This is a genomic window from Mycobacterium sp. 852002-51613_SCH5001154 (genome assembly GCF_001667425.1).
Taxonomy (GTDB): domain Bacteria; phylum Actinomycetota; class Actinomycetes; order Mycobacteriales; family Mycobacteriaceae; genus Mycobacterium.
The window spans coordinates 85,051-97,470 of sequence record NZ_LZII01000043.1 but is presented as its reverse complement, the minus strand read 5'-3'; the positions used below and the strand labels follow the sequence as shown (position 1 = coordinate 97,470).

Sequence of the window (12,420 nt, the reverse complement as noted above, 5' to 3'; positions counted from 1 at the left end):
GTATGGCGGAGGCGGACGGGAATCGAACCCGCCAGCGGCAGCGTCTGCCGTTCGACGGTTTTGAAGACCGCGCCGGTCACCAGACCGGACACGCCTCCTCGAACCATAGGGACAAGTATGGACGCGTGACCTATCGACTGACCCAGTACGCCCACGGCGGCGGCTGCGCCTGCAAGATCCCGCCCGGCGAGCTGGAGGATGTGGTCCGCGGGCTGGGGGTGAGCGCGCCGCGCGACCCGGTCGGCGAGCTGCTGGTCGGGCTGGAGCACGGCGACGACGCGGCGGCGGTCCGCATCGAGGGGGGCGTGGCGCTGATCGCGACGACGGACTTTTTCACCCCGGTGGTCGACGACGCCTACGACTGGGGTCGCATCGCGGCCACCAACGCGCTGTCCGACGTCTACGCGATGGGCGGGCGTCCGGTGGTGGCGGTCAATCTGCTCGGCTGGCCGCGCGACGTGCTGCCATTCGAGCTGGCAGCAGAGACGCTGCGCGGCGGGCTCGACGTCTGCGGGCTGGCCGGCTGCCACCTCGCCGGCGGGCACAGCGTCGACGACCCGGAGCCCAAATACGGCCTGGCCGTCACCGGGATCGCGGACCCGAACCGGTTGCTGCGCAACGACTCCGGCAAGCCCGGCACGCCGCTGTCGCTGACCAAGCCGCTCGGCGTCGGCGTGCTCAACAGCAGGCACAAGGCCACCGGTGAGCGCTTCGAGCAGGCGATCGAGGCGATGACCACGTTGAATGCCGACGCGGCCGCGGCGGCGCTGGCCGCCGGTATCGAATGCGCCACGGACGTAACGGGTTTCGGACTGCTCGGGCACCTGCACAAGCTGGCGCGGGCCAGCGGCGTGACGGCGATGATCGACGCCGCGGCCGTGCCCTACCTGGAAGGCGCGCGGGAGGCGCTGGCGGCCGGTTACGTCAGCGGGGGCACGCGGCGCAACCTCGACTGGGTGGCACCGCACGTCGACCTGTCCGCCGTCAGTGACCAGGAGGCGCTTTTGCTCGCCGACGCGCAGACCTCGGGTGGGCTGCTGATCGCCGGCGAGATCCCGGGCGCCCCCGTGATCGGGGAGCTGGTGCCCCGCGGCGAGCGCACGATCGTGGTGCGCTGAACCCGGCGGGGTTTCGGCCGCGCGCACTAGGGTAAAGGCCATGGCTATGCGGAACTTTTTCCTGGAGTGGCCCGTCGTGCGTCAGTTGCGTTCGGGCGACAAGCTCGGCCGGGGCTCGGCCGTGACATCGAGGCAGACCCGCGCCGTCACGCCGCGCACGACGACGGCCGACCGCGTGGTGCAGAGCATCTGCCCGTACTGCGCGGTGGGTTGCGGGCAAAAGGTGTACGTCAAGGACGAGCGGGTGGTGCAGATCGAGGGCGATCCCGACTCGCCGATCTCGCGAGGCCGCTTGTGCCCCAAGGGCGCTGCCAGCGAGCAGCTGGTGAACTCACCGGGCCGGCAGCTGCAGGTGCTCTACCGCGCGCCGCGAGCGACCGAATGGCAGCCCCTCGAGCTGGACACCGCGATCGACATGATCGCCGACCGGTTCATCGAATCCCGCCGCCACACCTGGCAGGACATCGACAAGAACGGCAACCTGCTGCGCCGCACCATGGGCATCGCCGCGCTCGGCGGGGCGACGCTGGACAACGAAGAGAACTACCTCATCAAGAAGCTCTTCACCGCCGCGGGCGCCATTCAGATCGAGAACCAAGCCCGCATTTGACACTCCGCCACGGTTCCCGGTCTGGGAGCCTCCTTCGGGCGCGGCGGCGCCACCCAAACACTGCAGGACATGGCCAACGCGGATTGCATCGTCATCCAGGGCTCCAACATGGCCGAGTGCCACCCGGTCGGATTCCAGTGGGTCGAGGAGGCCCGGGCCCGCGGCGCGCGGGTGATCCACGTCGACCCGCGCTTCACCCGCACCTCGGCGGTGTCGGACAAACACATCCCGATTCGGGCCGGTTCGGACGTGGTGCTGCTGGGCGCGCTCATCAACCACGTGCTGAGCAATGACCTGTGGTTCTCCGAGTACGTCATCGCGTACACCAACGCCGCCACCCTGATCAACGAAAAGTTTAGGGACACCGAGGATCTGAATGGTCTGTTCTCCGGCTTCGACCCAGAGACGGGGCAGTACGACACGTCGACGTGGGCGTACGACGAAGAGGGGAACGGCCAGATCGAGTCCGCCGGCGGCGGCCACACACACGGGGCGTCGGCCGCGCAGAGCGGGGCGGGTCAGGAGCACGGCAGCGGCGGACCGCCGCTCGCCCATGCCCGCGTCAAACGCGACGAGACCCTGCAGCACCCGCGCACGGTGTTCCAGATCCTCAAGCGCCACTACAGCCGCTACACCCCGGAGATGGTCACGGACGTCTGCGGCATCAGCCGCGCCGACTTCGACTACCTGGCCCGCTCCATCGTCGAAAACTCCGGGCGCGAGCGCACCACGTGCTTCGCGTACGCCGTCGGGTGGACGCAGCACACCCTGGGCGCCCAATTCATCCGCACCGCAACCATCTTGCAGCTCCTGCTGGGCAACGTCGGCCGCCCCGGCAGCGGCATCATGGCGCTGCGCGGCCACGCCACCATCCAGGGCTCCACCGACATCCCGACACTGTTCAACCTGCTGCCCGGCTACCTGGCGATGCCCAAGGCGGGCACGCACGACACCCTGGCCGACTATCTCGACGCGGTGGGATCGAAGAAGCAGAAGGGTTTTTGGGCCAACTCCGACGCCTATGCGATCAGCCTGCTCAAGGCGTGGTGGGGGGAGGCGGCCACCGAGGACAACGACTGGGCCTACGACTACCTGCCGCGGCTGTCCGGCCCGCACGGCACCTATCAGACCGTCATGGGCATGCTGGCCGACGAGGTCGAGGGCTACTTCCTGCTGGGCCAGAACCCGGCGGTCGGGTCGGCGCACGGCCGGATGCAGCGCATGGGCATGTCCCACCTCAAGTGGCTGGTGGTGCGCGACCTCAACCTCATCGAGTCGGCCACCTGGTGGAAGGACGGGCCCGAAATCGCTTCGGGCGAACTGAAAACGGAGGACATCGAGACCGAGGTGTTCTTCTTGCCCGCCGCCACGCACGTGGAGAAGGCGGGATCGTTCACCCAGACCCAACGCCTGGTGCAGTGGCGGCACAAGGCCGTCGAGCCGCCGGGCCAGTGCCAGAGCGAGTTGCAGTTCTTCTTCGAACTCGGCAAGCGGATCAGGCAGCGGTTGGCCGGGTCGACCGATGAGCGCGACCGGCCCCTCCTGGACCTGACGTGGGACTACCCGACCGACGAGCACGGCGAGCCCGACGGCGAAGCCGTACTGGCCGAGATCAACGGGTATCACGCCGCCGACCGCGCTCCCTTGTCGTCGTACACCGAGTTGCGCGCCGACGGGTCGACCGCGGCCGGCTGCTGGATCTACACCGGCGTGTACGCGAACGCCACCAACCAGGCGGCGCGCCGCGTCCCGCACGGCGGCTCGTCGCCGAGCCAGCAGGAGTGGGGCTGGGCATGGCCGGCCGACCGGAGAATTCTCTACAACCGCGCGTCGGCCGACCCCGACGGCAAGCCGTGGAGCGAACGCAAGCGGTACGTGTGGTGGGACGTCGACCAACAACGGTGGGTCGGCTACGACGTGCCGGACTTCGTCGCCGACCGGGCGCCGGGCAGCAGGCCCGACCCGGACGTCGGCGGTCCCGACGCGCTCGCCGGCGACGACCCGTTCATCATGCAGGCCGACGGCAAGGGCTGGCTGTTCGCGCCGAAGGGTCTGGTCGACGGGCCGTTGCCCACGCACTACGAACCGCAGGAATCGCCGGTCGCCAACGCGCTGTATCCTCAGCAGCGAAACCCCGGACGAATTACCTTCCCGCGCAAGGACAATCTGAGCGCGCCGAGCGCCGGAGAGCCCGGGGCCGACGTGTACCCGTACGTGTTCACCACCTACCGGCTCACCGAGCATCACACCGCCGGCGGGATGAGCCGCTGGCTGCCCTACCTGTCGGAGCTGCAACCGGAGATGTTCTGCGAGGTGTCCCCGGAGTTGGCCGCCGAACGCGGACTCGAGCCGTACGGGTGGGCCACCATCGTCTCGCCGCGCGCGGCGATCGAAGCCCGGGTGCTGGTCACCAAACGTGTTGCCCCGCTGGTGATCAATGGGCACACGGTGCACCAGATCGGCCTGCCGTACCACTGGGGTGTGGGCAGCGACGCCGTGGTGAGCGGGGACGCGGCCAACGACCTGCTCGGCGTGACGCTGGATCCCAACGTGCAGATCCAGGAATCCAAGGCCGGCTCGTGCGACATCCGCCCGGGCCGCCGCCCGCAGGGCGAGGACCTGCTGCGCCTGATCGCCGAATATCAGTCCCGGTCGGGGGCCACCACCGAGACCGGCAATGTGCGGATCAGCGACGGCGTATGGGAAGGGGGAGCCGATGGGTCAGCTGAGCGGACCGACCGACCCGACGAGTGACGCCGGCTGGGTCGAACCCAAGCCGCGCAAGGGATTCTTCACCGACACCTCGATTTGCATCGGCTGCAAGGCCTGCGAGGTGGCCTGCAAGGAGTGGAATCGCAATCCCCGTGACGGCGACCTGGAGCTGCTGGGTTCGTCCTACGACAACACCGGCGCGCTGGGCGCCAGCACCTGGCGGCATGTGGCGTTCATCGAGCAGGGGCGCGACCGGATCGACCAGGCGCGCGAATCCGGGCGCGCCCTAACCGAATTGGGCATGCCCTCCCTTCCCGGCCACGCGCCACGCCCAGACATCACGCCACCGGACACCCCCGAATTCCGTTGGCTGATGTCGTCGGACGTGTGCAAGCACTGCACCCACGCCGGCTGCCTGGACGTCTGCCCGACGGGGGCGTTGTTCCGCACCGAGTTCGGCACCGTCGTCGTGCAGGACGACGTCTGCAACGGGTGCGGCACCTGCGTGGCCGGGTGCCCGTTCGGCGTGGTGGAGCGTCGTAGCGACGGCACGTATGCGACGCCGGCACAGCGACCCGGCCGCCCCGCCGAAACGCCGGCCACCGGCGTCGCCCAGAAGTGCACGCTGTGCTACGACCGCCTCGTCGACGACCAGATCCCGGCGTGCGCCCAGACGTGCCCGACCACGTCGATCAAGTTCGGCGACCACGACGACCTGGTGGTAACGGCCTCCGAACGGGTAGCCGCGCTGCACGCCCAGGGTTTGACGGAGGCCCGCCTCTACGGCGCCAACGAACGCGACGGCGTGGGCGGCACCGGGTCGATCTTCCTGCTGCTCGACGAGCCGGAGGTCTACGGCCTGCCGCCGGACCCGCGCGTCTGCACGGCCGACCTGCCCCAGATGTTCAAACGAGCGGGCATGGCCGCGGCGGGGATGTTCGCCGCCGCGGCGCTGGCCTTCTGGAAGGGTCGGTGAAAACGCCATGAGCACTTCGGAATACGACAGCCTGCGTCCGCCGGAGCCGGCGGGCGGCAAGCGGCGCCGGGGCAGGCGGGCGGGCCGCCGGGGCGGCGGCGACGGTGCGCGCGAGATGCCGATGGTCCCGGAGGTCGAGTTCGGCTCGTACTACGGGCGCCCGGTGGTCAAGCCCGCCCCCTGGGGACATGAGGTCGCGGCGTACCTGTTCCTGGGCGGCGTCGCGGGCGGGTCCGGCCTGCTCGCGGCCGGGGCCCAGCTCACCGGGCGAGACACATTGCGCCGCAACGCCAGGCTGTCCGCGTTGATCTCGGTGATGCTGGGCGCGGTCGCCCTGGTCAAGGACCTCGGTCGGCCCGAGCGATTCGTCAACATGCTGCGCACCGTCAAGCTGACCTCGCCGATGAGCATCGGCTCGTGGATCCTCAGCTTCTTCAGTGCCGGCATCGGGGTGGCCGCGGTGTCCGAGGTCGACCGGATGACCGGTGAGCGAATCCCGTTGGGGCCGTTGCGCGCCGTTCTGCGCGCCGTGGAGGGACCCGCCGGATTGGAAGCGGCGGTCTTCGCGCCGCCACTCGCGGTCTACACGGCGGTGCTGCTCACCGACACCGCCACCCCGACGTGGAACGCCGCGTACCGAGACCTGCCGTTCGTGTTCGTCAGCTCGGCGAGCCTGGCCGCATCGGGATTGGCGATGATCACCACCCCGGTCGCGCAGGCCGGGCCCGCCCGCAGGCTGGCCGTCATCGGTGCGATCGGCGACCTGGTCTCCGCCAGGTTCACCGAGTATCGGATGGATCCGGTGACCAGGGAACCGCTGCACGAGGGCAGGCCCGGCCGGCTGCTGGCCTGGAGCGAACGGCTGGCCGCCGCGGGTGGTCTGGGCGCATTGCTCGGCGGGCGGCACCGCGGTGTCGCCGCCCTGTCCGGCCTGGCGCTGCTGGCGGCGTCGGCAATGCTGCGGTTCGGCTTCTTCGAGGCGGGGCTGGAGTCGGCCCGCGATCCCCGGTACACGATCGAGCCGCAGAAACGCAGGCTGGCGGCGCGCAGGGCCGCCGGGACCGCCGGAGATTCGATCACCACCGCGGGCTGAGCGCTGGTGCGGTTTGCGCCAGGCGGACCGGGGTAAGTATAGGAACATGACGAATTTTGGCTACACTCTGATGACCGAGCAGAGTGGACCCAAAGACCTTGTACGACAAGCTCATTCAGCCGAAGAGCGGGGTTTTGACTTCGAGGTGTGCAGCGACCACTTCTCGCCCTGGCTGACCACGCAGGGGCACGCGCCCAACGCCTGGGCCGTGCTGGGCGCGGTGGCGCACGCCACCGAGCGGGTCGACCTGTACACGTACGTGACGTGCCCCACGATGCGCTATCACCCGGCGATCGTCGCTCAGCAGGCCGCGACCGTGCAGATCCTGTCCGATGGCCGGTTCACCCTGGGCCTGGGCACCGGCGAGAACCTCAACGAGCACGTCATCGGCAAGGGCTGGCCGACCGTGGAACGTCGCCAGGACATGCTGCGCGAAGCCATCAAGATCATCCGCGAGCTGTTCGGTGGCCAGCTGGTGAACTTCACCGGCGACTACTTCCGGGTGGACTCCGCTCGCCTGTGGGACGTGCCCGAGGTTCCGGTCGGCATCGCGGTGGCGATGGCCGGCGCCAAGGGCATCGACAAGTTCGGCCGGCTGGCCGACCACTTCGTCGCGGTCGAGCCAGACGGCGAACTCGTCGACGCCTGGCACGCCGCGCGGCAGGCCGCCAACCTCGCCGGCGGGGGTCGCGTCGTCGGCCAGATCCCGGTGTGCTGGGACCCCGACCGCGACACCGCGATCAAACGCGCTCACGACCAGTTCCGCTGGTTCGCCGGCGGCTGGAAGGTGAACGCCGACCTGCCGACGCCGGCCGGCTTCGCCGGCGCGACCCAGTTCGTCCGCCCCGAAGACGTCGCCGAGTCCATCCCCTGCGGCCCCGACCTGGACGCGATCGTCGAGGCCGTCAAGCCCTATTGGGAAGCCGGCTTCACCGACGTGGCGCTCGTCCAGGTCGGCGGCCAATCGCAGGACCTGTTCCTCTCCGAAGCCGCCGAACCTTTGCTTGCGGCACTGCGTGACGCGGCGAGCTAATCCCACGTTTGGGCGGTAGCTGCCCGGGTATCCGGCTTCAATCGTGCGCACCAGGTGAGTACGGGCGATGGGCCGCGCGAATCCGGTTGGCAGCGCCGACTACCCGAAGACCCGCAAAGGGGCTGTCTTGCAGCAACTCGCCCCGATTCACGTTCGCCGTTAGGCAAGGAGAGTTGACCATGGGCGATCGATCCGCCACCACCACCTCCGCTCTGGTCAAGGCACTCAGCGGCGCCAGCTTCGGGCTGGGTTTGAGCGAGCTGATCGCCCCGGGAAAAGTTGCTGCCGTTGCGGGAGTCGACGACACCTCCCGGTCACGAAAGGTCATCCGCGCGCTGGGCGCGCGGGAATGCGGCCATGGCGCGGCGCTGCTGGGCGGTCCCGACAAGCTGGTCTGGACCCGGGTGGCCGGTGACGTCCTGGATGTGGCGCTGCTGGTGGCCGGGGTGACCGCCCGCGGCCCGGGCCGGCGGAGGCGGGGCACCATCTCGGCCGTCGTGCTCGCCGGCATCGGCGGGCTGGACCTCTACACGGCGCTGCGCACGGTCGACGGCGGCGGCCGGCACGTGAGCGGCTCCCGGCATCGCACCTTGCGGGCCGCGGTCACCGTGCGTCGCCCCCCCGAGGAGGTGTACCGCTTCTGGCGCGACCTGGAAAACCTGCCCAGCTTCATGCACCACCTGAAGTCGGTCACGCCGACCACCGACGGGCAGTCGCATTGGGTCGCCAACGCCCCGGCCGGCCGGTCGGTGGAGTGGGACGCGCAGATCACCGAGGACGACACCAACAGGCGGCTCGCGTGGCAGTCGCTGCCCGGCTCGGTGATCGAGAACGGCGGCAGCGTCGAGTTCACGCCCACCGCCACCGGCGACGGCACCGAAATTCGCGTCAGGATCGGCTACCACATCCCGGGTGGCCTGTTCGGCAAGGCGGCGGCGAGCCTCTTCGGGGAGTCCCCCGAGCAGCAAGTCAACGACGACCTCCGCCGCTTCAAGCAAATCCTCGAAACCGGGCAGGTGCTGCGTTCGGACGGCTCTCCCGAGGGCACGGCGGCGGTCCGGCAGATGCACCAGCAGCCCGCGCAACCGAACAAAGGAGCCAGCGTATGAAGGCCACCGTCTGGGCGGGCCGCAACAGCGTCCAAGTGGAGTCGGTCCCGGACCCGAAGATCCTCAACGATCGGGACGCCATCGTGCGCATCACCTCGACGGCGATCTGCGGTTCGGACCTGCACCTCTACGACGGTTACATCCCCACCGTGAAGCACGGCGACGTGCTCGGGCACGAATTCATGGGTGAAGTGGTCGAAGTCGGTAAGGGGGTCAACAACCTGGCGGTCGGCGACCGGGTGGTGGTCCCGTTCCCGATCGCGTGCGGGGCGTGCTCGGCCTGCCAACGTGACCTGTACTCGCTGTGCGAGAACTCCAACCCCAACGCCGGCATCGCCGAGAAATTTATGGGCCACTCGCCGGCGGGGCTGTTCGGCTATTCGCACATGCTGGGCGGTTTCGCCGGCGGCCAAGCCGAATACGCCCGGGTACCGTTCGCCGATGTCGGGCCGCTGAAGATCGAAGACGACCTGACCGACGAGCAGGTGCTGTTCCTGTCGGACATCTTGCCGACGGGCTACATGGGCGCGGAGATGTGTGACATCTCCCCCGGTGACATCGTGGCGGTGTGGGGCGCCGGACCGGTCGGCCTGTTCGCGATCATGAGTGCGTATCTCCTCGGGGCCTCCAAAGTCATTGTCGTCGACCGGGTTCCGTATCGCCTCGAGCTTGCGCAGAAGATCGGCGCCGTGCCGGTCAACTTCGCCGAGACGTCGGTGCTCGAGGAACTGCGTGACCTCACCGCCGGTCGGGGTCCCGACCATTGCATCGACGCCGCCGGCATGGAAGCGCGCAGCGGGTCCACCCCGGTTGATGCCTACGACCGCGTCAAACAGGCCGCACGCCTGGAAACCGAACGCCCGCATGCTATCCGGGAAGCGGCGATGAGTTGCCGCAACGGCGGCACCCTTTCGATCATCGGGGTGTACGGCGGCCTGATGGACAAGTTTCCCATCGGGGCGGTGATGAACCGGTCGTTGACCATCAAGACCGGTCAGTGCCACGTGCATCGCTATATGCGCCCGCTGCTGGACCGGATTCGCAACGGCGACATCGACCCGACCATTGTGGTGAGCCACCACCTGAGCCTCGATCAGGCACCCCACGGCTACGAGATCTTCAAGAACAAAGAGGACCGCTGCACCAAAGTCATCCTCAATCCGACGTAATCGAAAGGGGCGAAGGGGAATAGCCATGGCAAATGAATTGGAAGGCAAGAAAGTCGCGATTCTCGCTGCGGACGGCGTGGAGAAGGTGGAATTCGAGCAACCTCGTGCGGCGCTCGAAGAGGCCGGCGCACAGGTCGAGCTGCTTTCGCTGAAGACCGGAGAAATCCAGGCTCGCAATCACGACCTCGAACCGGCCGGAACCTTCAAGGTCGACCGCGCTGTATCGGACGCGTCGGTCGCCGAATTCGACGGCCTGGTACTTCCGGGTGGCACCGTGAATCCGGACAAGCTGCGGATGGACGCCACCGCAGTCTCCTTCGTGCGCGACTTCGTCGGCTCCGGAAAGCCGGTCGCAGCGATCTGCCACGGCCCCTGGACGCTGCTGGAAGCCGGTGTAGCAGAGGGCCGCACGCTGACGTCTTACCCGTCCATTCGCACCGATCTGCGCAATGCCGGCGCAAACGTGGTGGACGAGGAGGTCGTCGTCGACGGCAATTTGATCTCCAGCCGCTCACCCAAGGACCTGCCGGCGTTTTGCGCGACCATTGTCAAGCAATTCGCCCATGCGCCTGCGAGTTAGCCGAAAATGGCCTTTGCCCACTCCGTTTGAACCCATCGGTTTGCGGGCATTACACAGGCCAAGCAGTGATCGCCCCGGCGATCTGTCGAAAGGCCAGAGTTGACCACAACATATCCAGGACCCGCTGTCTCGGCTGTTTCGAACGTGTATCAGCCCCAGGACGATTCCCGATTACTGGTAAATGTGATGCAAGAAAGCGCGCTCATTCCGGGCCGGCGCGTTCTCGACTTGTGTACGGGCAGCGGATTCGTGGCGATCGCCGCCGCCGAGATGGGTGGCGCCGACGTGACAGCCTTCGACATCTGCCCGCACGCCGTGGGTTGCTCTCGCGGCAACGCGGCCGCCGTCGGTGTGAATGTCGATGTGCGAAAGGGCACCTGGAGCGATGCGCTCGACTGCGCGCCGTTCGACGTTGTCGTGTCGAACCCGCCGTACGTGCCGACACCGCCGAACGGCGACACGGAGTACATCAGCCCAAGCGCGGGTCCGTCGTGGGCCTGGAACGCCGGCCCTGATGGCCGGATGGTGTTGGATCCGCTGTGCGAAGCGGCGCCGAAGTTGTTGTGCGACGGTGGGTCCCTGCTGCTCGTGCACTCGGCGCTGGCCGGTGTCCGGCAATCGCTGGATTCCCTGAAGTGGGCCGGCATGGATGCCAAAGTCATTGCGTCGAAATGGATACCGTTCGGCCCCGTGATGACGGCGCGGGCGAACTGGCTCGAGAGCGTCGGCCTGATACCCCGCGGACGCCGGGAAGAGGAGTTGATCGTGATCCGGGCGGACAAGCGGTGACCACCACCCGCGTCCAGGTGGTTGCAGGCGGGCCGGTGCTGGTGTCCGGCCCGGTGCGCATCGAGATGCCGAACGGTGAGGTCGTCGAGTCCGACCGGTTCATGGTGGCGATCTGCACCTGCCGGCGCAGCGAGAAGTATCCCTTGTGCGACACCAGCCATCGCAGATGCCAGAACCTGGCCCGCCGGACGTCTAGTCCAGCGCCCTCCGCAACGACGACCGACCCTGCTGCCACGACGCCATAACCGCGTCGGCCAAACGGTTTTCGACCACCGCGTGCGCGCGGATCCCGAACACGATGTCGCAGTCGAGGTGCGGCTCCCGTTCGACGAGATCCCCGACCACGTCTATGCGCACCACGTGCTCGTGCACGGCGTCGGCCTCGACGTGCTCGGCGTAGAACTCGACGCACGGCGAAGGTGCCCCCATCCGCTGCAGCGCCTGCACCATCCGCCGGGACCCCGGCGGGGAGGTGATCTCCGTCGAAGCGAAGTGCCCGATCGCCGCGCCACGCAACTCGCGGTGCAGCCCGAAGAGCGACATCAGGTTCACCGCCGCCAAAGCTTCGGCGTGAACCGCGTCCACGTACGCCAGATACGTCGTGTCCAGATTCGCGGCCGCCATCAGATCGGCGAAGAGCTGCTGGTGCAGACGGGGGCCCTGCCCCGCCCCATACTCGTCGAATTCGATTGCCACGAAAGCGGCTTTCGCGACACCCGTCAGCCGCGGGATCGCCCACGCGTGCGGATCGCCCTCTTTGAGGTGATACACGGACCGGTGAACGAAGTACTCACGCATCTGCTGCCACGTTCCGGTGTCGCGCAGGTAATACGACGGACCCGTGCCGTCGGCCGGTTCGACGGAGATGGCGTCCATTTCGGCGGCGGCGGTCTGATTCGATGCGATGGGTCCGACGTCGCGGCGCACGCCGGCCAGGAAAACGCGTTCGAGCTCGCCGCGCAGTGCCAGCAGTGCCGGATTCCATTCCCAGCCGGGGTCGACGCCCGCGAAGCCGCGGTAGTGCAGCTCGTAGCACATGCACAGCGCCAGCTGCAGATCCAGGCCGTAGGGATCCGAATCGCGCACCGACGCGCCGATGCGGGTCAGGTGGTCATGCGACGGCGGTCCGGTCAGGGCGCGACGGACTGCGGTCGACAGCGGCCCGTGTGCCGCCGGCAGGGCGGGTTCGGTGATGATCGATGCGCGGGTCACGCCCACGACTACCCGCAAT

Annotated in this window: 11 protein-coding genes and 1 tRNA gene; 10 read left to right on the top strand and 2 right to left on the bottom strand. The window is 68.4% G+C overall.

Going from position 1 to position 12,420, the window contains the following annotated elements:
* Positions 1-3: 3 nt before the first annotated feature.
* Positions 4-98 (bottom strand) — tRNA-Sec (locus A5750_RS11335).
* Positions 99-125: 27 nt separating this feature from the next.
* Between A5750_RS11335 and selD the strand changes: the two genes are divergently transcribed.
* The 10 genes from selD (at position 126) to A5750_RS25305 (ending at position 11,434) form a co-directional block, all read left to right on the top strand.
* Positions 126-1,118 carry a selenide, water dikinase SelD gene (gene selD / locus A5750_RS11330; protein WP_067262812.1) on the top strand — a complete coding sequence of 331 codons (993 nt, stop codon included), beginning with the start codon at positions 126-128 and terminating at the stop codon, positions 1,116-1,118.
* A gap of 40 nt (positions 1,119-1,158) precedes the next feature.
* Positions 1,159-4,482: a formate dehydrogenase gene (fdh, locus tag A5750_RS11320; protein ID WP_082959088.1), complete on the top strand. Its 3,324-nt coding sequence runs from the start codon at positions 1,159-1,161 to the stop codon at positions 4,480-4,482.
* On the top strand, positions 4,445-5,416 hold the full coding sequence (locus A5750_RS11315; protein ID WP_067262801.1) for a 4Fe-4S dicluster domain-containing protein: 972 nt from the start codon (positions 4,445-4,447) through the stop codon (positions 5,414-5,416). The genes fdh and A5750_RS11315 overlap by 38 nt, the downstream gene beginning before the upstream one ends.
* 7 nt (positions 5,417-5,423) lie before the next feature.
* Positions 5,424-6,509 (top strand): NrfD/PsrC family molybdoenzyme membrane anchor subunit, encoded by a 1,086-nt coding sequence (nrfD, locus tag A5750_RS11310; protein WP_067262798.1) that lies wholly within the window; start codon positions 5,424-5,426, stop codon positions 6,507-6,509.
* A gap of 46 nt (positions 6,510-6,555) precedes the next feature.
* Positions 6,556-7,542 (top strand): LLM class F420-dependent oxidoreductase, encoded by a 987-nt coding sequence (locus A5750_RS11305; RefSeq protein ID WP_067262794.1) that lies wholly within the window; start codon positions 6,556-6,558, stop codon positions 7,540-7,542.
* A 179-nt stretch (positions 7,543-7,721) separates the two neighbouring features.
* Positions 7,722-8,651: an SRPBCC family protein gene (locus A5750_RS11300; RefSeq protein WP_067262790.1), complete on the top strand. Its 930-nt coding sequence runs from the start codon at positions 7,722-7,724 to the stop codon at positions 8,649-8,651.
* Positions 8,648-9,820 (top strand): zinc-dependent alcohol dehydrogenase, encoded by a 1,173-nt coding sequence (locus A5750_RS11295; RefSeq protein ID WP_067262786.1) that lies wholly within the window; start codon positions 8,648-8,650, stop codon positions 9,818-9,820. Before A5750_RS11300 ends, A5750_RS11295 begins: the two co-directional genes overlap by 4 nt.
* A 25-nt stretch (positions 9,821-9,845) precedes the next feature.
* Complete coding sequence (locus A5750_RS11290; protein ID WP_067262784.1) at positions 9,846-10,400, top strand: type 1 glutamine amidotransferase domain-containing protein; 555 nt, start codon at positions 9,846-9,848, stop codon at positions 10,398-10,400.
* A 99-nt stretch (positions 10,401-10,499) separates the two neighbouring features.
* Positions 10,500-11,189, top strand: a complete 690-nt coding sequence (locus A5750_RS11285) for a HemK2/MTQ2 family protein methyltransferase (protein ID WP_066955740.1) — start codon at positions 10,500-10,502, stop codon at positions 11,187-11,189.
* Entirely contained in the window at positions 11,186-11,434 is a 249-nt protein-coding gene (locus A5750_RS25305; RefSeq protein WP_082959087.1) for a CDGSH iron-sulfur domain-containing protein, read from the top strand. Before A5750_RS11285 ends, A5750_RS25305 begins: the two co-directional genes overlap by 4 nt.
* On the opposite strand, the gene A5750_RS11280 is transcribed toward A5750_RS25305, so the two are convergent.
* The gene (locus tag A5750_RS11280) at positions 11,382-12,401 is read right to left on the bottom strand and encodes an iron-containing redox enzyme family protein (RefSeq protein WP_067262886.1); all 1,020 of its coding nucleotides are present in this window, start codon (positions 12,399-12,401) and stop codon (positions 11,382-11,384) included. The two genes, A5750_RS25305 and A5750_RS11280, sit on opposite strands and share 53 nt — an antisense overlap.
* Positions 12,402-12,420 lie beyond the last annotated feature (19 nt).